20 protein-coding genes and 1 pseudogene are annotated in these 24,880 nt (G+C 66.8%); 10 read left to right on the top strand and 11 right to left on the bottom strand.

Going from position 1 to position 24,880, the window contains the following annotated elements; translation table 11 throughout:
- Positions 1-118: 118 nt before the first annotated feature.
- The 7 genes from P4826_RS01295 to P4826_RS01265 all read right to left on the bottom strand — a co-directional run bounded on the left by P4826_RS01295 (position 119) and on the right by P4826_RS01265 (position 7,262).
- Complete coding sequence (locus tag P4826_RS01295) at positions 119-1,327, bottom strand: ABC transporter permease (RefSeq protein ID WP_317703683.1); 1,209 nt, start codon at positions 1,325-1,327, stop codon at positions 119-121.
- Positions 1,327-2,100, bottom strand: coding sequence for an ABC transporter ATP-binding protein (locus tag P4826_RS01290; protein WP_317702210.1), 774 nt, complete (start codon positions 2,098-2,100; stop codon positions 1,327-1,329). The genes P4826_RS01295 and P4826_RS01290 overlap by 1 nt, the downstream gene beginning before the upstream one ends.
- Positions 2,097-3,467: an efflux RND transporter periplasmic adaptor subunit gene (locus P4826_RS01285; RefSeq protein ID WP_317702209.1), complete on the bottom strand. Its 1,371-nt coding sequence runs from the start codon at positions 3,465-3,467 to the stop codon at positions 2,097-2,099. Before P4826_RS01285 ends, P4826_RS01290 begins: the two co-directional genes overlap by 4 nt.
- Before the next feature lie 11 nt (positions 3,468-3,478).
- Complete coding sequence (locus P4826_RS01280; RefSeq protein WP_317702208.1) at positions 3,479-4,900, bottom strand: efflux transporter outer membrane subunit; 1,422 nt, start codon at positions 4,898-4,900, stop codon at positions 3,479-3,481.
- 74 nt (positions 4,901-4,974) lie between these two features.
- A complete protein-coding gene (tsaD, locus tag P4826_RS01275; RefSeq protein WP_317702207.1) occupies positions 4,975-6,015 on the bottom strand; it encodes a tRNA (adenosine(37)-N6)-threonylcarbamoyltransferase complex transferase subunit TsaD in 1,041 nt (346 codons plus the stop codon).
- Between the two features lie 55 nt (positions 6,016-6,070).
- On the bottom strand, positions 6,071-6,508 hold the full coding sequence (locus P4826_RS01270) for a CBS domain-containing protein (RefSeq protein ID WP_317702206.1): 438 nt from the start codon (positions 6,506-6,508) through the stop codon (positions 6,071-6,073).
- An 88-nt stretch (positions 6,509-6,596) separates the two neighbouring features.
- On the bottom strand, positions 6,597-7,262 hold the full coding sequence (locus P4826_RS01265; protein WP_317702205.1) for a DUF937 domain-containing protein: 666 nt from the start codon (positions 7,260-7,262) through the stop codon (positions 6,597-6,599).
- Between the two features lie 285 nt (positions 7,263-7,547).
- Here P4826_RS01265 and P4826_RS01260 point away from each other — a divergent pair, with 285 nt between their 5' ends.
- Genes P4826_RS01260 through P4826_RS01250 form a run of 3 tightly spaced genes read left to right on the top strand, consistent with a single transcriptional unit; the run spans position 7,548 to position 13,484 of the window.
- Positions 7,548-8,846, top strand: coding sequence for an efflux RND transporter periplasmic adaptor subunit (locus P4826_RS01260; protein ID WP_317702204.1), 1,299 nt, complete (start codon positions 7,548-7,550; stop codon positions 8,844-8,846).
- Positions 8,847-8,859: 13 nt separating this feature from the next.
- Positions 8,860-12,027 (top strand): efflux RND transporter permease subunit, encoded by a 3,168-nt coding sequence (locus P4826_RS01255; protein ID WP_317702203.1) that lies wholly within the window; start codon positions 8,860-8,862, stop codon positions 12,025-12,027.
- Positions 12,024-13,484, top strand: a complete 1,461-nt coding sequence (locus tag P4826_RS01250; protein WP_317702202.1) for an efflux transporter outer membrane subunit — start codon at positions 12,024-12,026, stop codon at positions 13,482-13,484. The genes P4826_RS01255 and P4826_RS01250 overlap by 4 nt, the downstream gene beginning before the upstream one ends.
- 18 nt (positions 13,485-13,502) lie before the next feature.
- Here the strand turns inward: P4826_RS01250 and P4826_RS01245 are convergent, their stop codons facing one another.
- Positions 13,503-13,916, bottom strand: a complete 414-nt coding sequence (locus P4826_RS01245; RefSeq protein WP_317702201.1) for a DedA family protein — start codon at positions 13,914-13,916, stop codon at positions 13,503-13,505.
- A gap of 104 nt (positions 13,917-14,020) precedes the next feature.
- Here P4826_RS01245 and P4826_RS01240 point away from each other — a divergent pair, with 104 nt between their 5' ends.
- From P4826_RS01240 to P4826_RS01220, 5 genes are all read left to right on the top strand, one after another.
- Positions 14,021-14,410, top strand: a complete 390-nt coding sequence (locus P4826_RS01240) for a cupin domain-containing protein (RefSeq protein ID WP_317702200.1) — start codon at positions 14,021-14,023, stop codon at positions 14,408-14,410.
- Between the two features lie 97 nt (positions 14,411-14,507).
- Positions 14,508-15,437 carry a DNA-binding protein YbiB gene (gene ybiB / locus P4826_RS01235; RefSeq protein WP_317703682.1) on the top strand — a complete coding sequence of 310 codons (930 nt, stop codon included), beginning with the start codon at positions 14,508-14,510 and terminating at the stop codon, positions 15,435-15,437.
- Positions 15,434-16,174 carry a uroporphyrinogen-III C-methyltransferase gene (gene cobA / locus P4826_RS01230; protein WP_317702199.1) on the top strand — a complete coding sequence of 247 codons (741 nt, stop codon included), beginning with the start codon at positions 15,434-15,436 and terminating at the stop codon, positions 16,172-16,174. Before ybiB ends, cobA begins: the two co-directional genes overlap by 4 nt.
- A 313-nt stretch (positions 16,175-16,487) precedes the next feature.
- Positions 16,488-16,769: an acyltransferase family protein gene (locus tag P4826_RS01225; RefSeq protein ID WP_317702198.1), complete on the top strand. Its 282-nt coding sequence runs from the start codon at positions 16,488-16,490 to the stop codon at positions 16,767-16,769.
- Positions 16,766-17,737 carry an IS5 family transposase gene (locus P4826_RS01220; RefSeq protein WP_123676633.1) on the top strand — a complete coding sequence of 324 codons (972 nt, stop codon included), beginning with the start codon at positions 16,766-16,768 and terminating at the stop codon, positions 17,735-17,737. Before P4826_RS01225 ends, P4826_RS01220 begins: the two co-directional genes overlap by 4 nt.
- Positions 17,738-18,049: 312 nt before the next feature.
- Here the strand turns inward: P4826_RS01220 and P4826_RS01215 are convergent.
- A pseudogene (locus tag P4826_RS01215) lies at positions 18,050-19,080 on the bottom strand (IS110-like element ISPa29 family transposase).
- 281 nt (positions 19,081-19,361) lie between these two features.
- Positions 19,362-20,333: an IS5 family transposase gene (locus P4826_RS01210; protein WP_123676633.1), complete on the bottom strand. Its 972-nt coding sequence runs from the start codon at positions 20,331-20,333 to the stop codon at positions 19,362-19,364.
- Positions 20,334-20,774: 441 nt separating this feature from the next.
- Between P4826_RS01210 and P4826_RS01205 the strand changes: the two genes are divergently transcribed.
- Both P4826_RS01205 and P4826_RS01200 read left to right on the top strand, forming a co-directional pair.
- Positions 20,775-21,506, top strand: a complete 732-nt coding sequence (locus P4826_RS01205; protein ID WP_317702197.1) for an acyltransferase family protein — start codon at positions 20,775-20,777, stop codon at positions 21,504-21,506.
- Between the two features lie 35 nt (positions 21,507-21,541).
- Positions 21,542-21,790, top strand: a complete 249-nt coding sequence (locus tag P4826_RS01200; RefSeq protein ID WP_317702196.1) for a putative hemolysin — start codon at positions 21,542-21,544, stop codon at positions 21,788-21,790.
- A 65-nt stretch (positions 21,791-21,855) separates the two neighbouring features.
- On the opposite strand, the gene P4826_RS01195 is transcribed toward P4826_RS01200, so the two are convergent.
- Entirely contained in the window at positions 21,856-24,762 is a 2,907-nt protein-coding gene (locus tag P4826_RS01195; protein ID WP_317702195.1) for a C1 family peptidase, read from the bottom strand.
- Positions 24,763-24,880: the final 118 nt, after the last annotated feature.

Below are 24,880 nucleotides of genomic sequence, written 5' to 3'. Positions count from 1 at the left end.
TGCAGGCCGGCCGGGGCCGTGGCCGGCCGAAGGCCCTTGGTAGCATCTATTTTGCTATAATTAAAATAGCTATTTGCGCTTATCCATAAAGCGTAAACGGCCAATTTTCCTTCAACCCTCACTCATGCCGCAGCGCCTCGATGGGATCGAGCCGGGCCGCGCGCCGCGCGGGAAAGAAGCCGAACACCACGCCGATCACGGCCGAGAACACGAACGCCAGCACATTCACCCCCGGATGGAAGATGTAGGGAATGCCCATGGCCCCAGCCAGCAGCATCGAGGCGCCCGTGGCCAGCACGATGCCTATCAGCCCGCCCAGCGCCGCCAGCACCACGGCCTCTATCAAAAACTGCATCAGCACCTCGCGCTCGAGCGCGCCGATCGCCAGGCGCAGGCCGATCTCGCGCGTGCGCTCGGTGACGCTCACCAGCATGATGTTCATGATGCCTATGCCGCCCACCAGCAGGCTCACCGCGGCCACCGCGCCCAAGAGCGTCGTCATGACGCGCGTGGTGCCCGAGAAGGTGTCGGCCAGCTGCTTGGTGTCGAGCACGTTGAAGTTGTCGTCGTCGCTGTCCGAGAGCTTGCGCCGCTCGCGCAGCAGCTCGGTCAGGCTGGCCTTGACGCGCTCGGCGTCGCTGCCGTCCTTCATCGACACCAGCAGCGTGGGCACGCGCGTGCTGCCGATCACGCGCCGCTGCAGGGTCTTGAGCGGCAGCAGCACCACATCGTCCTGGTCGTTGCCAAACGCCCCCTGCCCCTTGGAGGCCAGCACGCCCACCACCTCGCAGGAGAACTGGCGCACGCGCACGCGCTCGCCCAGCGGGTCGGTGCTGGCGCCGAACAGCTCGCGCTGCACGGTCTGGCCGATCAGGCACACGGCCGCGCCCACGCGCTGCTCGTCGGGCGTGAACTCGCGGCCGCGCGCCAGCGTCCAGCTGCCGGTCTGCAGCCAGTCATTGGTGCTGCCCAGCACGCTGGTGGTCCAGTTGCGCCCGCCCGCGACGGCGGTGGCGCTGGTGCGCGCCTCGGGCGCGACGGCCAGAATGCCGCCGATCTGCTGGGCGATGGCGTCGGCGTCCACGTCCTTGAAGGCCGGCGCGCCGCTGGCGCCGCCCGGCCCCATGCGCTGGCCCGGGCGCACCTGCAGCAAATTGGTGCCCAGGCTGGCAATCTGCGCCTGCACCGACAGCGTGGCGCCGTTGCCCAGCGTGACCATGGTGATCACCGCGCTGACGCCGATGACGATGCCCAGCACGGTGAGAAACGAGCGCATCAGGTTGCGCCTTATCGAGCGCAGCGCCAGCAGCAGCGAGTTGAGCAGCATCATGGCGCCACCTCCGCCGGCTGCGCCGCCGCCGCGCGCGCCAGCGCGTAGGGCTCGGGGTTGGCCCGGTCGCTGTCGATGCGGCCATCGACAAAGCGCACGATGCGCCGCGCGTACTGCGCCATCTCCATCTCGTGCGTGACCATCAGCACTGTGATGCCCTGATCGACGTTCAGGCGCCAGAGCAGCTCCATGATCTCGCGGCTGCGCTGGGTGTCGAGGTTGCCCGTGGGCTCGTCGGCCAGCAGCACCGCCGGCTGGCTGACCATGGCGCGTGCAATCGCCACCCGCTGCTGCTGGCCGCCCGAGAGCTCGGCCGGCGTATGGTGCTCCCAGCCCGTGAGGCCCACAGCCTGAAGCGCCCGGGCCGCGGCCGCGTGGCGCGCGGCCGCGCTCTCGCCGCGGTAGAGCAGCGGCAGCTCCACGTTCTCCTGCGCCGAGGTGCGCGCCAGCAGGTTGAAGCCCTGGAACACAAAGCCCATGAAGCGCCGGCGCAGCCTGGCCCGGTCGTCGCGCGACAGGGCCTGCACCGGCACGCCGCGAAACAGGTAGTCACCGGCGCTGGGCCGGTCCAGGCAGCCGATGACGTTCATGGCCGTGGACTTGCCCGAGCCGCTGGGGCCCATGATGGCCAGGAACTCGCCGGCCGCTATGTCCAGATCCACGCCCTTGAGCGCCTGAAAGGCCAGCGCGCCCTCGCCATAGACCTTGGTGATGCCGCGCAGGCGGATCAGCGGCTGGCTGTCTTGCGACGGCTGCGCCTGGGCGCTCATGGCTTGGCCCCCGCCGCCAGCTGGTCGGTGATGACCTGCATGCCAGGCTGCAGCGCGTCGCTGTGTACCTCGGTCACACGGCCGTCGCTGATGCCGGTCTGCACGCGCACGGCCTTCGGGCTGCCTGCCTCCAGCACCCAGATCTGGCGCTGCCCGGCGCCCGCCTTGCCATTGCCGTCGGCGGCGCTGCGGCGCTGGCCCGTGGGGCGCGGCATGCGCGGCATCAGCTGGCCCATGATGCCGCTGCCGCCGCCCGCCTTGTCGCCGCCGGCGGCCGGCTTGGAGCCCTGGGCGGCGCCGTCGCCGGCCGCGCCCATGGGCGTGAAGCGCAGCGCCGTGTTGGGCACGGTGAGCACGTCATTGCGCTCGGTGGAGGTGATGGTGGCCGCCGCCGTCATGCCCGGTCGCAGGCTCAGGTCGGCGTTGTCCACCTCCAGGTAGGTGATGTAGGTGACTACGTTATCGGTCTTGGTGGAGCCAAAGGCCACGCGCGTGGTGCGCGCCGGGTAGGGGCGCGAGGGGTAGGCGCTGACGGTGAAGCTGGCCTGCTGGCCCGGCTGCACCGAGCCCACGTCGGCCTCGTCCACGTTCACCTCCAGGCGCAGCCGGCCCAGGTCTTCGGCCAGCGTGAGCAGGGTCACGGCCTGCAGCGAGGCGGCCACGGCATTGCCCGGCTCGACCACGCGCGACAGCACCACGCCGTCGATGGGCGAGCGGATCGAGGCCTTGGTGACGTTGGTCTCATCGGTGGCCAGCGCCGCCCTGGCGTCCTGCACGCTGGCGCGGGCGGCGGCCTCGTCGGCCTGGGCGCGCTCGTAGGCGGCGCGGCCGGCGTCCAGCTCGGCGGCCGAGGGCACCTTGCCGCCAGACAGGCGCGCCACCTCTTCCAGCCGCGCCAGGCTGGCGCGCGCCTCCTTGGTGGTGGCCGTAGCCTGCGCCAGCCTGGCCTGGGCCGAGGCCACCGAGGCACGCGAGCGCAGCACCTGGGAGTCAAGCTTGGTGGTATCCAGCTCCACCAGCACCTGGCCCTTCTTCACCTGGTCGTTCACATCCACCAGCACGCGGCGCACCGTGCCCGACAGCTCGCTGCCAATGGTCACCGAGCGCGTGGGCTGCAGCGTGCCGTTGGCCGCCACGGTCAGTTTGACCTGGCCGCGCTGCACCTCCTGCGTCACATAGCGCGGCGCGGCCTGGGCCTGTTGGCTGGACTGCCAGTACCACCAGCCACCGGCCACGGCGGCCACGGCCAGCAGGCCCAGCCACAGCGTAATGCTCTGCCACCAGCGCCGGGCCAGGCCGTCGCCCAGCAGGGTCTGCAGATCGGTGGACGAGGCGGCCTGTCGCGTTGCTTGTGTTTGCTTGTTCATTCCTGTCCCTGTCAATTGCTTTGCCAGCCGCCGCCCAGTGCCTTGTACAGGCGCACATGGCCCGTGCCTATGCTGGCGGTGGTGCTGGCCACGCCGTCCTGGGCCGAGAGCAGCTGGCGCTGTGTGTCCAGCACGGTCTGAAAGTCCACCAGACCGCTGGCGTACTGCTGCTGCGCCAGCAGGGCCGCGTTGCCCGCGGCATCGGCCGCGGCGTTCAGGCGCGTCAGCCGCTCGCGCTCGCCCTGCAGCGCCACCAGCGCGTCCTCCACATCCTTGAGCGCGCCCAGCACCGCCTCTTCATAGCCCGCGCGGCTTTGCTCCAGCGCGGCCTGCTGCGCGCGCACCTGGGCGCGCAGCGCGCCACCATCAAACACCGGCAACGACACGCTGGCCAGCAGCGATGCCGCCGTGGCGCCGCCGCCCGTGAGCGCCCCCAGGGTCAGCGCGCGCAGGCCCAGCGTGCCACCAATGCGCAGGCTGGGCAGGCGCTGGGCCTCGGCCTGGGCCACGCGCTCCCAGGCGGCGCGCACGCGGTGTTCGGCCTGGCGCACATCGGGGCGCTGGCGCAGGGTATCGGCGGGAAAGGCCAGCGCCAGGTCGGCCGGCGGCAGCGGCACGGCGGCGGTGGCCGCCAGGGCCTGGTCCAGCGCCGCGGGCGGGCGACCGGTGAGCACGGCCAGCGCATGGCGCGACTGGGCCATGGCCGAGCGCAGCGCGGGCAGCTGGGCGGCCGTCTGCTCGACGATGGTGCGCGCCTGCTGCTCGGCCAGCGAATTCGCCAGGCCCGCCTGCACGCGCCATTGGGTGATCTGCGCCGTCTCGCGCTGCGCGGCCAGGTTGCGCTCGGCAATCGCCAGGCGCTGCTGCTGGCCGCGCAGGTCGATGTAGTTCACCGCCACCTCGGCCGCCAGCGCCACCCGGGCCGCGGCCAGGCCGGCCTCGGCGGCCAGCAGGTCGGCGTCGCCAGCGCGTACGCCACTGCCAATGCGGCCAAACAGGTCGGGCTCCCAGCTCGCGTCCAGCCCCGCCTGGAAGCTGTTGGCTGTATTGCCGCTGCTGCGGCTACGCTGGGCCGAAGCGGACCCATCCACCGACGGCAGCAGGCCCGCGGCCTGCATGTCGCGCTGGGCGCGCGCCTGCTCCACGGCAGCGCGCGCGCTGCGCATGCTGGTGTGGGCCTGCAGCGCCTCGTCGATCAGGCCAGTGAGCTGGGCGTCGCCCAGCTGCTGCCACCACTGGGCCAGGTTGTCTGGCCCGGGCACAGCCTGCGTGGCTGGCCGATTCGCCCAGGCTGTGGGTACGACCACAGGGCTGCCCAGCGGCTCGGATGGACCCGTAGCGGCGCAGCCGGCCAGCGCCAAGGCCAGCAGCGGCGCCAGAGCCAACGCTCGCGGCCGGGCTGCCGGGAGGGGAGATTGCGGCGTAACAAACATGCCGGCATTGTTACCGCGCCATTTGTAGCGCCCGCCAGCGGCGCATGAACTTTTGTAAAGACGCAGCGCAACCTTCAGGTAGCTATGGCATCCAGCGGCCAGCGCGGCTTGACGTCAAAGGCGTAGTCACGGTTGGCCTGCTGACGGCCAGCCTGCAGGCGCATGGCGGCGGCCATCGCGATCATGGCGCCGTTGTCGGTGCACAGTTCCAGCTCGGGGTAATGCACGCGCACGCCGCGTGCCGCGCAGGCGGCGTCCAGCTGCGCGCGCAGCAGCCGGTTGGCGCCCACGCCGCCGGCCACCACCACGCGGCGCATGCCGCTCTGGTCCAGGGCCGCCAGGGTCTTCTTGACCAGCACCTCGACGATGGCGGCCTGGGTGCTGGCCGCCAGGTCGGCCTTGCGCGTCACCAGCTCGTCGCCCAGCTTTTTGGCCTGGGTCAGCACCGCCGTCTTCAGGCCGGCAAAGGAAAAGTCCAGGTCGCCGCTGTGCAGCAGCGGGCGCGGCAGCTTGAAGGCCTTGGCGTCGCCCTGCTCGGCCAGGCGCGACAGGGCGGGACCACCGGGGTAGCCCAGGCCCATGAGCTTGGCGGATTTGTCGAAGGCCTCGCCGGCCGCGTCGTCTATGGTTTCGCCCAGAATTTCGTAGCGGCCGACGCCGTCCACGCGCATCAGCTGGGTGTGGCCGCCGGAGACCAGCAGGGCGATGAAGGGAAACTCGGGCGGGTCGCTGCTCAAAAACGGCGACAGCAGATGGCCTTCCAGGTGGTGCACCCCCAGCACCGGAATGTCCAGCGCCGCGCCCAGCGCACAGGCCACGCCGGCGCCGACCAGCAGCGCGCCCGCCAGGCCGGGGCCGCGCGTGTAGGCCACCACATCCACGGCGTCCAGATGTTCACCGGCTTCGTGCAACACGGTTTGCGTCAGCGGCAGCACGCGGCGGATATGGTCGCGGCTGGCAAGCTCCGGCACCACGCCGCCATAGGCCTGGTGCATGTCGATCTGGCTGTGCAGGGCATGGGCCAGCAGCCGCGGCACGCCGCCGCCCTCGGCACGCACCAGGGCCACGCCGGTTTCGTCACAGGAAGATTCGATGCCCAGGATCAGCTGACTCATGCCCGGGAGTGTAGTGGCGCCCCGCAGCACTTGGGCTGCGGGGGCTTATGCGGCATCACCAGACGCGGGTGATGTATTGCTCCATCTGCGTGATGATGAACTGCTGCTCGGAGATCACGCTCTTGACCAGGTCGCCGATGGACACCAGGCCGACCACCTGCTCGCCGTCCATCACCGGCAGGTGGCGCAGGCGGTTTTCGGTCATCAGCGCCATGCATTCCTCGGCGCTGTTGGTCGGGTGCACGAAGCGCACGGCGCGCGTCATGACCTCGCTGATCGGGGTGTCGATGGAGGCCCGCCCCAGCAGCACCACCTTGCGGGCATAGTCGCGCTCGGTGAAGATGCCGGCGATCTTGTCGCCCTCCATCACCAGCAGCGCACCGATGTGCATGTCGGCCATGAGCTTCAAGGCGGAGAGCACGGTGTCCGTCGGCTTGACCGAATGCACCTTGCCGTCGGGTTTGGACTTGATGATTTCTGCAACAGTTGTCAAAGCGGCCTCCCAGGCTGTCAAGTGAAACGAGGGCCTGAGTTTCCGCCGAACCGGGGCCTGAATGCAACCCGGTACCTGTCAGCGTGTATCAGCGCCGCCCGCCCAACAGACTACCACCAAGTTTGAGCAAATCACCCAATCCCAGCTGGCCATCGCCGTCCTGATCGAGCAGGCTGCTCAGCAGGTCGCCACCGGGCGCGCCCTGGCGCTGGGCGCTGGCACGCTCCTGACCGAGCATCTGCCCCAGGCCGCCGGCGTCCATGCCGCCCGAGCTCACGCGCTGGGCCAGAAAGGACATGACGATGGGCGCCAGCATTTGCATCAGCTGGCCGGCGTTTGCCCCCAGGCCGCTGGCCTGGCCCAGCCCGGATTCGGCACGCTCGCGTCCACCGCCAAAAATATGCCCCAGGATGGCAGCGCCGGCACCACCGCCCATCGCAGCACCGGACGGTGCGTCGGCACCGAGCACGGAGCCAAGCAGGCCGCCCAGATCCATGCCGCCCAGGCCCAGTGCCTGCTGCGACGCCGCATCCATGTGGTCGCGCTGCAAGGCGCCGAACAGCGACTGCGCGCCCTGCTCGTCCTGGGCGTTGCGGCCCAGGGCGCCGAGCAACAGCGGCAAGGCCATTTCCACCGCGCTTTGCGTCTGTGCCTGGTCCGAACCCAGTTGCTGGGCCATCTGCTGCAGGGGCGCGCCCTGCAGGTGCTGCATCAACTCTTGGGCCAACAGGGGGGTGGATGCGGGGGTGTTCATGACAGGTTGCTCCTATGCAAGGTCAATGGGATCAGCGACAGCGACCCAACCGTGCATGGTATGCGCTACCCGAAACCGGACATGCGGCAAGGCCCGGCCAAGCAACCAAGTTTGACAATTGCGCGCGGCAGGGGCGAGTAAAGAAAAATGAAGTAGGGCAGCCAGCGCAACAGGCCCGGCGGCGATATGCGACAGTGCGACGTTTACCTTCGGTGACATTCAACCGAGGCTTGCCACACCACGAAGACAATGATGGCTTCGCCAGGACTATTGCGCTGCGCCCCCATGACTACCGCGACCCGCGACCACCGCCCCACCGCCCTCGTATTTCCGCACCCGCTGCGCCGCCACGGCGGACGGCTGCTGGGATCACTGAGCCTGGCCCTGGCCCTGGCGGCCTGTGGTGACAAGGCGGCAAGCCCGGTGGCCCAGCAGGGGCCGGCCCAGGTCGGCGTGATCACGCTGCAGACGCAGCAGCAGCAGCTTGACGCCACCCTGCCCGGGCGCACCCGCGCCTCGCTCACGGCCGAGGTGCGGCCACAGGTCTCGGGCATCGTGCAGCAGCGCCTGTTCACCGAAGGCGCCCTGGTGCGCAAGGGCCAGGCGCTGTACCAGATCGACGACCGCGCGCTGCGCGCCGCCGAGGCCAGCGCCGAGGCCGCCCTGGCCAGGGCCGAGGCCAGCGCACGCACGCTGGAGGCCACGGCACGGCGCAACGCCGAGCTGTTGAAGATAGACGCCATCAGCCACCAGGCCCATGACGAGAGCCAGGCCGCGGCCGCGCAGGCGCGCGCCGACATGGGCGTGGCCCGCGCCAACCTGGAGACGGCACGCATCAACCTGCGCTACAGCCGCATCGAGGCGCCGATCGCCGGGCGCATCAGCCTGTCCAGCGTCACGCCCGGCGCCCTGGTCACGGCCAACCAGACCAACGCCCTGACAACCATAGTGCAGATGGATCCGATGTACGTGGACTTCACCCAGTCCAGCAACGAGATCGTGCAGCTGCGCCGCGACTGGGACGCGGGCCGCTACCAGAAGCTGGACGGCAACCAGGCGCGCGTGCGCATACGCCTGGACGACGGCAGCGACTACGCGCACGAGGGCCGGCTGCAATTCGCCGGCATGATCGTCAACGACAGCACGGGCACGGTGACGCTGCGCGCCGTGGTGCCCAACCCCGAGGGCGTGCTGATGCCAGGCATGTATGTGCAGGCACTGCTGCCCACGGGCCTGGCGAGCGACGCCCTGTTGATACCGCAGCAGGCCGTGAACCGCGACCTGACGGGCCGCGCCAATGTGCTGGTGGTGAACGCCGACGACGTGGTCGAAAAGCGCCCCGTGGAGCTGGCGCGCGCCCTGGGCAGCCGCTGGCTGCTGGACAGCGGCCTGGTCGCCGGCGAGCGCCTGGTGATGGACGGCTTTCAACGCGTCAAGCCCGGCGACAAGGTCAGCCCCCAACCGGTGGTCCTGAAGACCAGCAAGGGCGAGGCCGGCCCGCCCCAGGCCCCCGAGGACGGCTTGCGCCCCAGAAATGGCCAGGGCGTGAACATCGCCACGCCGCAGGCCGGCGCCCCTCGATAAGCGGCAGGCGCACATGGCCCAGTTCTTCATCAACCGCCCCATCTTCGCGTGGGTGCTGTCCATCATCGTCATGCTCGCCGGCGGCCTGGCGATCTTCACGCTGCCGCTGGAGCAATACCCCGACATAGCGCCGCCGCGCGTCACCATCTCGGCGCAGTACACGGGGGCATCGGCCGAGACGGTGGAAAACTCGGTGACGCAAATCATCGAGCAGCAGCTCAAGGGCATAGACAACATGATCTACATGAGCTCGACGTCGGACGCGTCGGGCCGATCGGCCACCACCCTCACCTTTGCGCCAGGCACCAACATCGACGTGGCCCAGGTGCAGGTGCAGAACAAGCTGCAGTCGGCCATGAACCGCCTGCCCGAGGCCGTCAAGAGCCGCGGCGTGTTCGTCAACAAGGGCGGCCAGGACTACCTGGTGACCTACAGCTTCTTCTCGGGCGACCCCAAGGTCACGGCCGTGGATGTGGGCGACTACCTGAACTCCAACCTGGTGGACGTGATCGGCCGCCTGGACGGCGTGGGCGACATCCGCGTGTTCGGCACCTTCTACGCCATGCGTATCTGGATGGATCCGGCGCGCATGGAGAAGTACCAGCTCATGCCCTCGGACCTGATCGCCGCGCTGAACGCGCAGAACGCGCAGGTCTCGGCCGGCCAGCTGGGCGCCCTGCCGGCCGTGCCGGATCAGCAGCTCAACGCCACCATCACCGCGCGCACCAAGCTGCAGACCGTGCCTGAATTTGAAGCCATAGTACTCAAAACCGCCACGGATGGTGCGGTGGTAACTATCAAAGATGTAGCACGCGTGGAGCTGGGCCCGGATACCCTGTCGATCAAGGCCAAGCTCAACGGCCGGCCCGGCGCCGGCATGGGCATCGTGCTGGCCGACGGCGCCAACGCCATGGCCGTGTCCGACGCCGTGGCGGCCAAGCTGGCCGAGCTCAAGCCCTTCTTCCCCAACGAGATCGACTACTTCGTCAGCTCCGACTCCACGCCCTTCGTGCGCGCCTCCATCAAGGAGGTGGTCATCACCCTGGCCGAGGCCATGGTGCTGGTGGTGCTGGTGATGTTCGTCTTTCTGCAGAACCTGCGCGCCACGCTGATCCCGGCGATCGCCGTGCCGGTGGTGCTACTGGGCACCTTTGGCGTGCTGGCGGCCGCGGGCTATTCCATCAACACCCTGACCATGTTCGCCCTGGTACTGGCCATTGGCCTGTTGGTGGACGACGCCATCGTGGTGGTGGAGAACGTAGAGCGCGTGATGCACGACACCGGCCTGCCGCCGAAGGAGGCCACACGCCAGTCGATGCGCGAGATCACGCCGGCCCTGGTGGGCATTGGCGTCACGCTGGCCGCCGTGTTCGTGCCCATGGCCTTCTTTGGCGGCTCCACGGGCGTGATCTACCGCCAGTTCTCCATCACCATCGTGGCGGCCATGGCGCTGTCGGTGTTCGTGGCGCTCACGCTCACGCCGGCGCTGTGCGCCAGCATCCTCAAGGCGCCCACGCACGGGGGCGGCGCGCCCCGCATCCGCACCGGTCTGCTGGGCCTGAGCGATCGCTTCTTTCTCTGGTTCAACCGCCAGTTCGACGCCGGGGCCGCCCGCTACCAGGGCCGTGTGGCCTGGATGCTGCACCGCGCCAAACGCATGCTGCTGATCTTTGCCGCCATCTGCCTGGCCGTGTGGTGGATCATCACCCGCGTGCCGACCTCCTTCCTGCCCGAGGAAGACCAGGGCTACATCCTGGCCAGCATCAACCTGCCCGCGGGCGCCACCGACGCGCGCCTGCAGGGCGTGCTCGACGAGGTGAACGCGTATTTCAAGGCTGTGCCCGAGGTCATCAGCTTCAACCAGGTCTCGGGCCTGAGCGGCGACCAGAGCTCGGCGCGCGCCTTCATCCGCCTCAAACCCTGGGCCGATCGCCCGCTCAAGAGCCAGACAGCCGGCGCCATCGCCCACCAGGCCACGCAGGATCTGGGCCGCATCCGCGACGCCCGCATCTTCATCTCGCCGCCGCCGGCGGTGCGCAGCCTGGGCTCCACCTCGGGCTTCAACTTCATGCTCAAGGACGTCAACGGCCTGGGGCACCAGGCGCTGCTGGCGGCGAAAGACCGCTTCCTGCAAGAGGCGCACAAGCGCCCCGAGCTGACCGGCCTGCGCAGCACCAACCTGGACGACGCCACCGAGTTGCGCCTGGATATCGACGACCGCAAGGCCGCCGCGCTGGGCCTGAGTTATGAGGCCATCAACGGCGTGCTCTCCAGCAGCATAGGCGGCACCTACGTCAACGACTTCCTGCACCAGGGCCGCGTCAAGCGCGTCTACATCCAGGGCGACGCGCCGCACCGCATGCTGCCGCAGGACGTGGGCAAATGGGCGGTGCGCAACAAGAACGGCGAGATGGTGCCGTTCGGCGCCTTCTCGCGCGCCTACTGGGCCTATGGCTCGCCGCAGCTGCTGCGCTACAACGGCGCGCCGGCCTATGAGATGGTGGGCAACGCCGCGCCGGGCGTGAGTTCGGGCGTGGCCATGAAGGTGGTCGAGGACATCCTGAAAGACATGCCGCCGGGCATCGCCTACGAGTGGACCGGCGCCTCGCTGCAGGAGCGCCAGTCGGGCACGCAGGCGCCGCTCTTGTATGCCGTCTCCATCCTGTTCGTGTTCCTGTGCCTGGCCGCGCTGTACGAGAGCTGGACCGTGCCGGTGTCGGTGATGCTGGCCGTGCCCTTGGGCGTGCTGGGCGCGCTCTTGGCCACCTGGTCACGCGGGCTGGCGAACGACGTGTACTTCCAGGTGGGGCTGATCACCACCGTGGGCCTGGCCTCCAAGAACGCCATCCTGATCGTCGAATTTGCCGTGCAGCTGCAGGAGCAGGGCAAACAGCTGTTCGAGGCCACCCTGCAAGCCGTGCGCCTGCGCCTGCGCCCCATCCTCATGACCTCGCTGGCGTTTGGCTTCGGCGTGCTGCCGCTGGCCCTGGGCACGGGCGCCGGCGCCGGCGGGCGCAACGCCATCGGCACGGCGGTGCTGGGCGGCACGGTGGCCTCCACCGTGCTGGGCATCTTCATGGTGCCGGTGTTCTTTCTGCTGATCCGCAGCTGGTTCAAGAGCCATGCGCGCCAGGACGACGCGGCCCAAACCACCCCCGCCCACCCGGAGAGCGCCGCATGACGCACAAGAGTTCTTTCACGCCCCTGGCCACCGCGCTGGCCTGCGCCCTGCTGGCCGGCTGCAACCTGGCGCCGCAGTACCAGGCACCGCCGCTGCCCGTGCCCGAGACCGTGGCCCCGCCGCTGGCCCCGGACAGCAGCCCAACGCAGGCCGTGCCGCTGGCCGAGGCCGGCCCCATGCAGTGGCAAGACTTTGTGCAGGAGCCGCGCCTGCGCCAGCTCGTCGGCCTGGCCCTGGAGCACAACCGCGACCTGCGCCTGGCCCTGCTGGCCATCGACAAGGCACGCGCCCAGTACGGCGTGGCACGCGCCGACCGCCTGCCGACCGTCAACGCCAGCGGCGCCGGCAGCCGCGCCCGCACGGCCGACGACCTGACTACGCCCGGACGCCCCAACACCAGCGGCCAGTACAGCGCCACGCTGGGCTTCAGCAGCTATGAGATCGACTTCTTCGGCCGCGTGCAAAACCTGAACGACGCGGCGCTGCAGGAATTTCTGCGCGTGGCCGAAAACCGCCGCAGCGTGCAGCTGAGCCTGGTGGCCGAGGTCATGGGCGCCTGGCTGCTGCTGGACGCCGACGCGCGCCGCCTGCGGCTGGCGCGCGACACGCTGGCCACGCGCGAGCAGGCGCTGGCCCTCACGCGCCGCAGCCATGAGCTGGGCGCCACCTCCGCCCTGGCGCTGGCCCAGGCCCAGTCCAGCGCCGACACCGCGCGCGTGGATGCGGCCGCCTTTGCCTCGCAGGTGGCGCGCGACCGCAATGCGCTGGCGCTGCTGGCGGGCGCACAGGTGCCCGATGCCCTGCTGCCCGCCAGCATGGGCGCCACCCAGGCGCCGGCCACCACCGCAACGACCGCCACGGCGCTGCTGGCCGTGCCCGCAGACCTGCCCTCCAGCGCCCTGCTGCAGCGCCCGGACCTGCGCGCAGCAGAGCACGCGCTGCGCGGCAGCTACGCCAACATCGGCGCGGCGCGCGCGGCGTTCTTCCCTGCCATCACGCTGACCGCTTCGGTGGGGACGGCCAGCAATGCGCTGTCCGGCCTGTTCGACGGTGGCAACGGCACCTGGACTTTTGCCCCGCAGCTGCGCCTGCCCATCTTCGACGCCGGGCGCAACCAGGCGAATCTGCGCGTGGCCGAGGTCACGCGCGATCAGTCCCTGGCCCAGTACGAGAAGACCATACAGACGGCCTTTCGCGAGGTGGCCGACGCCCTGGCCGAACGCGCCACGCTGAGCGAGCGCCTGGCCGCCCAGGCGTCGCTGGTGCAGGCCACGCGGCGCACGCTGGAGTTGTCGGACGCGCGCTTTCGCCTGGGCGCGGACAACTACCTCTCGGTGCTGGACGCGCAGCGCTCGCTGTACGCGGCCCAGCAAGCCGAGATCGCGCTGCAGCTGGCCGAGCAGGTCAACCGCGTCACGCTCTACAAGGTGCTGGGAGGCCAGTGGGCCGGAGGCTGATCGGCCACCCGCGGGCCCTCAGCGCCGCACGGCATGCCTGACATGGGCCCACAGCCACCAGAGCAGCCAGAGCACTTCGCTCATTCCAATCGCCACGGGCCCGGCGATGCGCAGGCCATACAGGAAACGGATGGACAGGATCAGCCCCAGGTTGTGCCGATCCAGCAGCGCACGGGCATGCGCCGTGCGTGCCACCAGGGACGGATACCGCGCCAGCAACCGCTTGCCGTAGCGCCGCCCCAGGTAAAACGACAGCTGGTCGCCGCCCAAGCTGGCCAGGGCCGCAACCGCCACCACCGCGGGCAGCGACAAATGGCCCCGGCTTGCCGCGGCCCCGGCCACCAGCAGCATGGTCTCGCCCTCCAGGAAGGGACCCGCCGCCACCGCCCAGTAGCCATAGCCTTGAATCAGTTCAACCAGCGACATTGCCATGCCATGCCTCACCTTATCTGCACCTGCCGGCGCGCAAAAAGCATAACCCCGCCCACGTCGTCCAGCGCACAATGTTTATCTGCCAGCAGCCCAAGGAGAACACCATGTCCGCAACCGGATTTGTCGCCTCGCACGCCCGGGATGCCCGGTTTGAACGCGGGCTGCGCTCCTTCTTCGAGTACCGCGACCTCGGCATCCGGCAGGCCACGGGGGGCGAGGTCGTGGCCCATGTCATACGCGCCGCGGCCGGGCAGGAGTTCTCCAGCCAGCCGCACCGCCACGCGACCCGGTTTCAGCTGGTCTACATCCTCAAGGGCTGGATAGAGTTCGAGTACGAGGGCCAGGGCCGCGTGCGGCTGGAGGCCGGATCCTGCGTCTACCAGCCGCCCTCCATCCGCCACCGCGAGCTCGGGCACAGCGAGGACATCGAAATGCTGGAGATCGTGATGCCCGGAGATTTCGCCACGGAACTGGTGCCATCAGTGGACGCATAGAGCCGGGCCCAGACCGGGCGCCCGCGAACAGGTATGCATATGACTTTTGGCTATCAGATATGCCGGAAAATATGCAAAACACTTGCAACGCATCACCATGGGCATAGGCCACTACATCAAGGAAATCGGCCGCGGCGCACGCGGCGCCAAGGCATTGGATCGCGCCCAGGCCGCCGACCTGCTCGGGCAGGTGCTCGACGGCCAGGTGAGCGACCTGGAGGTCGGCGCCTTTTGCGTGGCCATGCGCATCAAGGGCGAGACGGTGGAGGAGATGTGCGGCTTTCTCGATGCCGTGCAGGAGCGCATCGCGCGCTTTCCCGCCTGTGCGGGCGGCCAGCCCCTCGTCGTGCTGCCCAGCTACAACGGCGCGCGCAAGCTGCCGGTGCTGACGCCGCTGCTGGCCCTGCTGCTGGCGCGCGAAGGCTGCAGCGTGCTGCTGCACGGCATGCGCACCGAGTCGCGCCGCGTTTTGGCATCAGAAGTGCTTGAAGCGCTTGATATACAAGCGCTGACAGCTCCCAATCAAATAGCATCTGGCACGGTGGCCCATATCGCCACCGGCACGCTGCTGCCGGGCCTGGCACGGCTGCTGGCGGTGCGCGAGGCGATAGGCCTGCGCACGCCGGCGCACAGCCTGGTGAAGCTGATCACCCCCTGCGCCGGGCCCGCGCTGCTGGTCGCCAGCTACACCCATGGCGAGTATTTCGAGCTGCTGGGCGCCACCTTTGCCGCGCGCGGCATGCATGCGCTGCTGTCGCGCGGGCTGGAGGGCGAGGTGGCCGCCGACCCGCGCCGCCGGCCGCGTTATGACGCCTATATCGCCGGCGCGCACCAGCTGCTGCAGGAGCAGCAACCCGGCACGGCCGCGGAGGTGCCGGGCCTGTCCGCCGAGATCGACGCCGCCAGTACCGCCGCCTACACGCGCCGCGTGCTCGCCGGCCAGGCGCCCGTGCCCGAGGCGCTGGCGCAGCAGGTGCGGCATATCGTGCGGCTCGCCCAGCAAATCAGCGCACGGGCACAGCCATGAGCGGCAGCTGCACCCTGGTGGGCGCCGGCCCCGGCGACCCGGATCTGCTGACCCTGAAGGCCGTGAAGGCCATCCAGGCGGCCACGGTGCTGTTCGTGGACGACCTGGTCAGCGAGGCCATCGTCGCCCTGGCCCCAGCGGGCGCGCGCATCGTGCGCGTGGGCAAGCGCGGCGGCTGCAAGAGCACGCCCCAGGCGCAGATCGAGGCGCTGATGCTGGCGGCCACGCGCCAGGGCGAGGCGGTGGTGCGCCTCAAGGGCGGCGACCCCTTCATCTTTGGCCGCGGCGGCGAAGAGGTCGAGCACCTGGCCGCCGCCGGCATCCCCGTGCAGGTGGTCAACGGCATCACCGCCGGCCTGGCCGGCATGACGCTGCTGGGCGCGCCACTGACGCACCGCCAGCATGCCCATGGCGTGGTCTTCATCACCGGCCACCACCAGCCCGGCGGGCACCCCACCAACTGGCGCCAGCTGGCGGCCACGGCACGCGACGCCAGGCTGACGCTGGTGATCTACATGGGCGTGAAGAGCTGCGCCTACATCCAGGCCGAACTGCTGACCGCCCTGCCCGCGCACACGCCGGCGGCCGTGATCCAGCACGCCAGCCTGCCGCAGCAGCGCCATGCCGTCACCACCCTGGGGCGCTTGCAGCAGACCATAGAGCACGAAGGGCTGGACAGCCCCTCGGTGATCGTCGTCGGCGACGTGGTGCGCGGCATCCGCGCTGCGGCGCAATAGCCTCATCCGGGTTTGCGTTCCACCGGACAACTGGGCGAAAAGCCGCAGAAAGTCCCGCGGCACGGCAATCCCTCCACCTGCGCCAGCTCGGCACGCATGCTGCCGTACCGCGTGCGCAGACGCTCCAGCAGTTTGAGCTGGTACGGCGCACTGCGGGAATGCAGGGCAGGTTGTTTATCCGCAAAAATTTAGGTTTTCCCAAAATGGAAGCCTCTTGGCACTTTTCAGGGGCTCGGATAACCTGTCATTCGTTCTATCCAACGACGGCGAATCATTCCAACGTCGTCTAATTCCAGTTAGGCGCTCATCAAGCATGAAAAATACAAGAGTTAACGAAATCGATCTGCTCCGATTTTTTGCGGCACTCGCAGTCGTATTTTTTCACTACTCTTTCCGCGGATATGCTGCCGATGCCATGTCAATCATGCCGTACCCGCTACTGGCCTCACTGTCCAAGTATGGCTACCTTGGAGTCGAGCTTTTTTTCATGATTAGCGGATTTGTCATACTGATGACTGCCGCTAAGGAAATCCTGCAAAACCTCCCCATTTGTCTGGTAGCTGTCAGCCACCGCTGGCATCCTCAGCATCTATGAAGCAAATTAGCCTCGCCTTGAACCTGAGCACGCGCCAGACCCGCAAGCAAGTCTTCCTCGAACAGATGGAGCAGGTCGTGCCCTGGCAAGAGCTGGTGCAACTGATCGCCCCGTACTACCCCCAGGGCAGGAACGGGCGCCCGCCCTTTGAGCTGCAGACCATGCTGCGCCTGCACTTCTTGCAGCAGTGGTTCAAGCTGTCGGACCTGGGGATGGAGGAAGCCTTGTTTGACACGCCCCTGTACCGGGACTTTGCCCAGCTCGATGCCCACGGGCGGCTGCCTGACGAGAGCACCATCTTGCGCTTTCGCCACCGACTGGAGCGCCACAAGCTGGCCGAGCAGATGCTGGCCACCGTCAACGACCTGCTGTGCGCCAAAGGCCTGCAGCTCAAGGAAGGCACCATCGTGGATGCCACCTTGATTGCCGCGCCGAGCTCAACCAAGAACAAAGACAACGCGCGAGACCCCGAGATGCATTCGAGCAAGAAGGGCAACCAGTGGTACTTCGGCATGAAGGCCCATATCGGCGTGGATGCCGACAGCGGCCTGGTGCACACCGTGCGCTGCACCTCGGGCAACGTCGGCGACGTGGTCGAAGGCAACAGCCTGCTGCACGGACAGGAGGTGCAGGTCTTTGGCGACGCTGGCTACCAGGGAGCGGACAAACGCGCCGATGCGCCTAACGACGTGCCGTGGCACGTTGCCATGGGGCCGGCCAAACGCAAGGCATTGGACAAAGAACACAGTGCTGTAGATGCTCTGGTCGATCAGCTCGAGCGCGTGAAGGCGCAAATCCGCGCCAAGGTGGAACACCCGTTTCGCGTCATCAAGCGCCAGTTTGGCTACACCAAGGTGCGTTATCGAGGCCTGAAGAAAAACACCCTGCAGATCGTGACGTTGTTTGCGCTCTCGAACCTGTGGATGGCGCGCCATCAGTTGATGCAGCAGCAAGGAGCACGGGGATGAGTGCGCCCGAAAACAGGGCGCGGGCCGCCAAAAGCGGCAAAAAGCCCTGTTTCAAGGGCAAAAGGCAGGGGAAACTGCCGAAATCAACTCAAGTTTGCACCATCTGAAAAATAGCCCAGGCGTAGCACGCCTGGGAATGAGTTGTTCAGGGCATCCTTAGTCGGGCTTTGGGATGGCTCCCATGAGTCCCCTTGAGTTAACCGAGCATTCCCCGGCGCAGGTCCTTGCCTTTTGCACATCAACGACTGCCTTCACGCGGCGGATTTCTGATCTGTCAGCTTGTTCTGGTGTCTGTTGCGTAGCCGGCCCAGCTCACGCGGGCATCTTGAAGGCCTCCCCGCGCTGCAGCACGGCCCAGCACATGCGGGCGTTCTTGGCGGCAATGGCCACCACGGCGCGCCAGTAGCCCCGGCGCTCGGCCAGGCTGCGGGCCCAGCGGCTGATGGGGTCTTGCTGCTTGGCGTGCGGGTGTTCATGGCAGCGGCAAGCACCGCTCTGGCTCCCATCACCAGCAGGCTGCGCAGGTAGGCGTCTCCGGCTTTGGTGATGCGTCCCAATCTCTGCTTGCCGCCCGAGCTGTATTGCCCGGGCACCAGGCCCAGCCAGGCGCTGAAGCTGCGCCCGCAGGCGAAGTCGTGGCCATTGCCCACGGTGCTGATGAGTGCCATGGCGGTGGTCTGGCCAATACCGCCGAGTTGCATCAACTGCTGCGCCTGGGTGCTGTGGCGGGCCATGAGGGCGATGTGGCGGTCGTACTCGGCGATGCGTTCATCAAGCCGGGTGACTTCACTCAAGAGATCGCCGATGACGGTGTTGGCCCAGCCGGGCAGCTCTTCGAGGCGTGCCAGCGCTTCACGGCGCACGGTGGCGGCTTTGAGGGGCAGCACCAGCCCCAACTCCGAGAGCAGACCCCGAATGCGGTTGAGCGTGGCGGTGCGTTGTTCCACGAATCCCTGGCGGGTGCGGTGCACCATGAGCTGGCCTTGCTGCTCGATGCTCTTGTGGGGCACGAAACGCATCTGGGGGCGGGTGACGGCTTCGCAGATCGCTGCGGCATCGGCCGCGTCGTTCTTGCCGCGTTTGCCCGAGAGGCGGTAGGGGGCGACGAACTTGGGGGCCATCAGGCGCACGGTGTGGCCGAGCTTCTCGAATTCCCGGGCCCAGTGGTGGGCGCCGGAGCATGCCTCCATGCCGATCAGGCACGGGGGCAAGGTGGCGATGAGTTCCAGCAGGTTGCTGCGCGCTACGCTCGGGCGCACGAGGGCTGGCTTGCCTGCCGCATCCACGCCGTGTACGGCAAAGACGTTCTTTGCCAGGTCGATTCCTACGGTTACGATGGTCATGGACTTCCCCTTCCAATGAAACAAGCGTGTTGATGAGAGATTGCACTTCCCATCGTGGCACTTTGATGCCGTTCTGCGCAAATACGCGCTGCGCTTGGGACGGGGAAGTCCCTTTCATTCGTTAGGGATGCCCTGAACAACTCATTCCCAGGCGTGCTACGCCTGGGCTATTTTTCAGATGGTGCAAACTTGAGTTGATTTCGGCAGTTTCCCCTGCCTTTTGCCCTTGAAACAGGGCTTTTTGCCGCTTTTGGCGGCCCGCGCCCTGTTTTCGGGCGCACTCATCCCCGTGCTCCTTGCTGCTGCATCAACTGATGGCGCGCCATCCACAGGTTCGAGAGCGCAAACAACGTCACGATCTGCAGGGTGTTTTTCTTCAGGCCTCGATAACGCACCTTGGTGTAGCCAAACTGGCGCTTGATGACGCGAAACGGGTGTTCCACCTTGGCGCGGATTTGCGCCTTCACGCGCTCGAGCTGATCGACCAGAGCATCTACAGCACTGTGTTCTTTGTCCAATGCCTTGCGTTTGGCCGGCCCCATGGCAACGTGCCACGGCACGTCGTTAGGCGCATCGGCGCGTTTGTCCGCTCCCTGGTAGCCAGCGTCGCCAAAGACCTGCACCTCCTGTCCGTGCAGCAGGCTGTTGCCTTCGACCACGTCGCCGACGTTGCCCGAGGTGCAGCGCACGGTGTGCACCAGGCCGCTGTCGGCATCCACGCCGATATGGGCCTTCATGCCGAAGTACCACTGGTTGCCCTTCTTGCTCGAATGCATCTCGGGGTCTCGCGCGTTGTCTTTGTTCTTGGTTGAGCTCGGCGCGGCAATCAAGGTGGCATCCACGATGGTGCCTTCCTTGAGCTGCAGGCCTTTGGCGCACAGCAGGTCGTTGACGGTGGCCAGCATCTGCTCGGCCAGCTTGTGGCGCTCCAGTCGGTGGCGAAAGCGCAAGATGGTGCTCTCGTCAGGCAGCCGCCCGTGGGCATCGAGCTGGGCAAAGTCCCGGTACAGGGGCGTGTCAAACAAGGCTTCCTCCATCCCCAGGTCCGACAGCTTGAACCACTGCTGCAAGAAGTGCAGGCGCAGCATGGTCTGCAGCTCAAAGGGCGGGCGCCCGTTCCTGCCCTGGGGGTAGTACGGGGCGATCAGTTGCACCAGCTCTTGCCAGGGCACGACCTGCTCCATCTGTTCGAGGAAGACTTGCTTGCGGGTCTGGCGCGTGCTCAGGTTCAAGGCGAGGCTAATTTGCTTCATAGATGCTGAGGATGCCAGCGGTGGCTGACAGCTACCAGACAAATGGGGAGGTTTTGCAGGATTTCCCTAACGAATGGAGCCCCCGGCGCGCGTCTTTCATCAGGGTTTGCTGCCAACCAGAAGGCAGCGTAATGACCGTTTGTAGTCACGCCGTCCGCACCGTTTGCCAAGAAGCATCGACGCGCTGCATGCACAAGGCTGGGAGCTGATCTGAAATTGACGAAAACCATGCCTGGGTTGATCGCTGTGCGATCAACCCAGGGAGAGGTATTGCTTGCAAAGGTGGGGAAGCCCTTGTAGGAAGTTTACGCAGCTTTGCCATCTCAAGAATTGTCCGACTTTACCCTGCCTTTTGGGCATGCTGTACCGTAACTTTTTTTGGTAACTCTCGCCATTGGAGAGCCTCGCTACTCGGCATCTATTGACCAATACTTAGCCAACATGACTATGCTGAGCGGCTTTATTGGCGTACCATCGATTGATGGCGCATATTGGTCATTATTTGTAGAAATTCGCTTTTATGCATTGGTTGCAATCGTATTGGTGATTAGAAGAATACATCAGGCTCAAGTATTCATATTTATTTGGTTGACTCTATCAGTTGCCCTTGAAATCCATCCAGTTTACAAACTACGCTACTTTTTTATAACCGATTACTCGGCCTATTTCATCGCTGGCGCAACATATTTCTTAATCTGGTCAAAAGGCCCGTCTCTAATAAGAATTATAATCATCACCATTTCATGGTGGCTCGCGATGTTTCAGGCCACAAATGGACTGCAGGGGTTTGAGAAACATTACGGCACATCCATGAATACCTATGCTGTTGCTGGAATAATAACTATCTTTTTTGCTGTAATGATGCTTGTTTCTTTAAGACGCACAGGAATATTTGGCCGTACACATTGGCTACTGGTTGGATCACTCACTTATCCTCTCTACCTACTCCATCAGAATATCGGCTTTATGGTTTTCAACGTTGCGTATCCAACCATCAATGCACACATACTATTTTGGGGCACTATAGTTGCGGCTCTCATATTCGCATATGCCGTGCACTTTTTCATTGAAAGGCGGCTCTCATCACCGCTGAAAGCCTCCCTAAATACGTTTGCAGACCATATACAACGCCTAACAATGCGCTCCAGCGGACGCGCTGAAACGCGCCGCTGAGCTTGGCCTTTCAGCTGCTAAAAAAGAGAAGCATCATGAAGATTTCTTCAAACCACGAATTATTGTTCAGCATGGTCGTACTCGCATTGCTTGGCGGTTGCAGTTCCACGGAAGCCGGCCCCACTGTGGCGATCGCCAACCCAGCTTCCGAACATTGCGTGAAGAAAGGTGGAAAACTTGAAATTATCAAAGATGCCGCAGGAGAAAAAGGGATGTGCCATCTCCCTGATGGAACTGTCGTAGAGGAGTGGGAGTTGTTTCGCCGTGACAATCCACAGAAATAATCGACAGCAGCCTAACCATCCATTCAAGCCGACGCTGCTTCGCGGCGCAGCTTAATTCGCTCGCATCAATAACCCCGCAGGTCATCCACCGGCATCAGCAGCGGCTCGCCGCCACGGATGCGCAGCAGGGTGCGCGTGACTACCTCCACGTCGTTGTCGAAGCTGCCATGCGCGGTGTCGGTCGTGGCCAGGGGTTTGCCGCTGGCGTCCAGCGCCGTGGTGACGCGGTCGGCGTCCAGCACCGTGGTGCGCCGCGCCAGTTTGACCTTGGCAGCGGCGGCGCGCCAGCCGGCCAGGGCCTCGCCGGTGTCGGAGGTGCCGTCCCAGCCGTTGTAGCTCGCGTCATGGATGCGGTCGAGCCCCAGGATGGGCAGGCGCAGGTCGGTCTCCAGCGCGTTGGAGACAAAGTACAGCAGCGATTTGCGATAGATCTTGCCCACGGTGTCGCGGCGCTCTACGCGGTCGGACAGCACGTCCAGGTGCAGCCGCTCCATGACATGCGGGTTGCGCGCATAGCGCTGGTTGGCAAAGGCCACGCTGCAGGCCGGCGCGTACAGGTGCACCGATGCCAGGCGGTCGTGCAGGCCGCTGTCGCGCTTGTCGTCCTTGCGCTGCTTGAGCGTGGCCAGCAGGTGACCGAGGGCGATGGCGCCGGCCGAATGGCCCACCAGGTGCAGCTCCAGCGCATCCTCCCAGATCACGCTCAGGCCCTGCAGGGCGTCGAGCAGCAGGTCTCCGCCATGGCGCGCCTCGTAGGCCAGGCCGGCGTTTTCTTTCATCTCGCTCCAGATCGGCTTGGCAAAGGGGCGGCCTATGGTTTTCTCCAGGAATTTGTCCGTCTTCTCGCTCAGCCATTCGCCAGCGCCGGCCATGGCGGGCTGGCGCTGCAGGCGGTCGCTCAGGATGTCGCCCAGCGATTCGATGAGCCCGGTCTTCCAGACCAGGAACAGCGGGTAGCAGCCGTTGGCGACAAAGAAGCGCCCCATGGCGCTGGCGCGCTCTATGGCGCCGTCTTCGCTGTTGAGGCCGCCATGCACGTACAGCACCAGGCGTTTCTTGGCGTCGGGCTGGGTGCGGAACCATGCATCGGGCAGCGTGGTGCACTGGTGCTGCAGCTTGCGCGGCTGTGCGTCCTGCGTCAGGTAGCGGCGCACGCGCCCGTCGTTGCCCAGCACCACGCTGTGCTGGTAGGCCAGGCCTTTGTCCCACCACTTGGATCGGTCTGCGCCGGCCAGTGCGCCCGCCTGACCGTAGTCCACGGCCAGCCGGCCCGAGATGACGCCCGGCACGCCCAGCGCGACCACCCAGGCATCCATGCCATTGGCCAGCCAATCCAGATAGGTCAGCACGGCAAAGCCGCCCGTGCCCCAGCCCGTGCCCCAGGAGTTCTGCACGATGAAGCCGTCGGCGTTGTAGCCCACCAGCGCAAAGGCATGGCCCTGGGTCTGCGACGGCCGGCCGTCGAAGGCGATGCGCGGCAGGTCGTCATGGCTCTTGGGCGCCGTTTTGCGCTCGGGCACGGCGTCCCAGCCGTCGTGCGTGAAGGCGGATGCAAACACCGCCCGGTGCTGGTGAATGGCCGCCTGCATGTCGGTGATGGACTTGGTGTCCACGCGGTAATACACGCCCACCGTGTGCTGCGCGGCGCGGTCGGCAAAGCCGTAGCGCGCGGTGTCGGACTGATCGGCCACGTAGGGCCAGTCGCTCTCCAGGCAGACGCCATTGTTGAACCAGCCCTTGAGGGCGCCGCGGCAGGACGAGCCGTCGTAGTTCTCGCCGTCGTACTCGTCATGCTGGCGCGCCAGCGTGTAGAGCATGCGCGGGCTGACCGACTCCATGCGCTTGGGGTTTTTGGCCTTGATCCAGCGCAGGTAGTTGATGACGCAGGACAGGCCGAAGCCGGTGCAGGCGCCCTCGCCGCCCTGGTTCAGGATCAGGCCGGCGCCGGTGTAGCCGGGCAGGAAGCGGCTTACGTCGTCGGGCGTGGGCACGGCGTCGGGCAGGGTGATGGCGACGGGCTGGAACAGCCGGTCGCGCAGGTCCGCCGGGTCTTTGCGCGTGCGCATGTCGCGCGCCACGGCTGCGGCGGCTGGCGCCGGTTTGCGCCTGGTGGCGCGGGCAGCGCCGGCGCGGCCGGCGGTCACTGGCGCGGTCTGCGGCCAGAAGGCGTCGGCGCGCTTGAACACGTCGGTAAAGCTGGCCAGCCCATGCGCGCCGCCATTGACCAGCTTGCGCGCGGCAGCCAGGTTGCCGGCCAGCACGGCGGCGCGGAACTTGTCGGCCTTGTCGGCCAGAAACTGCGCCAGCACCACGGCCGCCACCTCGGGCGCATTGGCCCGGTCCGGAAAGGCGACCAGGTCGATGCCGATGCGCTTGCCGTAGGTGGTGTAGTTGGCCTTGCCGGTCAGTTGCACGAAGCCGCGGCCGCGATAGCGCTCGCCATCGCCACGGGCGCCGTTGCCCAGGTTCTTGCGCAGGTCGTAGAGCGAGAACGGCGCGCCGTCGGGTGGGGTGTTGAAGCGCGACTGCAGCTCGGCGATCGGCACGAAGCCTTCGGTCTCGGCGCGTATGGTGCCCAGCGCGCCCACCACCATGGCCCGGTCGGTTAGGCCCGCGGCGCCCAGCGCCGCCTCCACGTAAGGCAGGTAGCGCGCGATATTGGCCGGCTTGGTGGCCGGAAACAGCCGGCACACCAGACCCACATCCATGGGCGGGTTGAGCTGCAGCGGCACGGCCTTGCGCAGGCCCAGCAGCACCTGGCAGCGCGGCCCGACGATGCCGTCGGCAATGATGCCCACGCCCGACTGCCAGCGGCGTATGGCGGCGTCAAAATCTTCGTCGATGGCGCTGCCCGGCGCCGCCGCCAGCGATGGGAAGGTGGCCGCCGCTGGGGCCCCCAGCGTTGCCGCCAGCGCGGTGCGCAGACGATCCACCAATTCACCGGCATTGCCTTTGACGATCAGCTGTTGCATGAGGGTCTCCTCGAAAAGCTGTTTGGACTTGCGCGGCTGGCAACGTTAGTACCAACTACCAGTCGATGCAAGAGGCTGAGGCCCCTGCCGGCCGGTGGCGCCCATGCGGCCAGGCGCC

It is taken from the genome of Diaphorobacter limosus (assembly GCF_033100095.1).
GTDB classification, from domain to species: Bacteria; Pseudomonadota; Gammaproteobacteria; order Burkholderiales; family Burkholderiaceae_C; genus Alicycliphilus; species Alicycliphilus limosus.
This window is presented reverse-complemented; position numbering and strand designations above follow the sequence as displayed.

Excerpts from the sequence above, each read along its gene's own strand:
- ybiB (WP_317703682.1), top strand. The coding sequence starts at position 14,508 with ATGGGCATAGGCCACTACATCAAGGAAATCGGCCGCGGCGCACGCGGC.
- P4826_RS01220 (WP_123676633.1), top strand. The coding sequence starts at position 16,766 with ATGAAGCAAATTAGCCTCGCCTTGAACCTGAGCACGCGCCAGACCCGC.
- P4826_RS01295 (WP_317703683.1), bottom strand. The coding sequence starts at position 1,327 with ATGCTGCTCAACTCGCTGCTGCTGGCGCTGCGCTCGATAAGGCGCAAC.
- P4826_RS01260 (WP_317702204.1), top strand. The coding sequence starts at position 7,548 with ATGACTACCGCGACCCGCGACCACCGCCCCACCGCCCTCGTATTTCCG.
- P4826_RS01210 (WP_123676633.1), bottom strand. The coding sequence starts at position 20,333 with ATGAAGCAAATTAGCCTCGCCTTGAACCTGAGCACGCGCCAGACCCGC.
- P4826_RS01225 (WP_317702198.1), top strand. The coding sequence starts at position 16,488 with ATGAAAAATACAAGAGTTAACGAAATCGATCTGCTCCGATTTTTTGCG.
- P4826_RS01285 (WP_317702209.1), bottom strand. The coding sequence starts at position 3,467 with ATGAACAAGCAAACACAAGCAACGCGACAGGCCGCCTCGTCCACCGAT.
- P4826_RS01250 (WP_317702202.1), top strand. The coding sequence starts at position 12,024 with ATGACGCACAAGAGTTCTTTCACGCCCCTGGCCACCGCGCTGGCCTGC.
- P4826_RS01245 (WP_317702201.1), bottom strand. The coding sequence starts at position 13,916 with ATGGCAATGTCGCTGGTTGAACTGATTCAAGGCTATGGCTACTGGGCG.
- P4826_RS01265 (WP_317702205.1), bottom strand. The coding sequence starts at position 7,262 with ATGAACACCCCCGCATCCACCCCCCTGTTGGCCCAAGAGTTGATGCAG.
- P4826_RS01195 (WP_317702195.1), bottom strand. The coding sequence starts at position 24,762 with ATGCAACAGCTGATCGTCAAAGGCAATGCCGGTGAATTGGTGGATCGT.
- cobA (WP_317702199.1), top strand. The coding sequence starts at position 15,434 with ATGAGCGGCAGCTGCACCCTGGTGGGCGCCGGCCCCGGCGACCCGGAT.
- P4826_RS01280 (WP_317702208.1), bottom strand. The coding sequence starts at position 4,900 with ATGTTTGTTACGCCGCAATCTCCCCTCCCGGCAGCCCGGCCGCGAGCG.
- P4826_RS01255 (WP_317702203.1), top strand. The coding sequence starts at position 8,860 with ATGGCCCAGTTCTTCATCAACCGCCCCATCTTCGCGTGGGTGCTGTCC.
- P4826_RS01240 (WP_317702200.1), top strand. The coding sequence starts at position 14,021 with ATGTCCGCAACCGGATTTGTCGCCTCGCACGCCCGGGATGCCCGGTTT.
- P4826_RS01200 (WP_317702196.1), top strand. The coding sequence starts at position 21,542 with ATGAAGATTTCTTCAAACCACGAATTATTGTTCAGCATGGTCGTACTC.
- P4826_RS01290 (WP_317702210.1), bottom strand. The coding sequence starts at position 2,100 with ATGAGCGCCCAGGCGCAGCCGTCGCAAGACAGCCAGCCGCTGATCCGC.
- P4826_RS01205 (WP_317702197.1), top strand. The coding sequence starts at position 20,775 with ATGACTATGCTGAGCGGCTTTATTGGCGTACCATCGATTGATGGCGCA.
- tsaD (WP_317702207.1), bottom strand. The coding sequence starts at position 6,015 with ATGAGTCAGCTGATCCTGGGCATCGAATCTTCCTGTGACGAAACCGGC.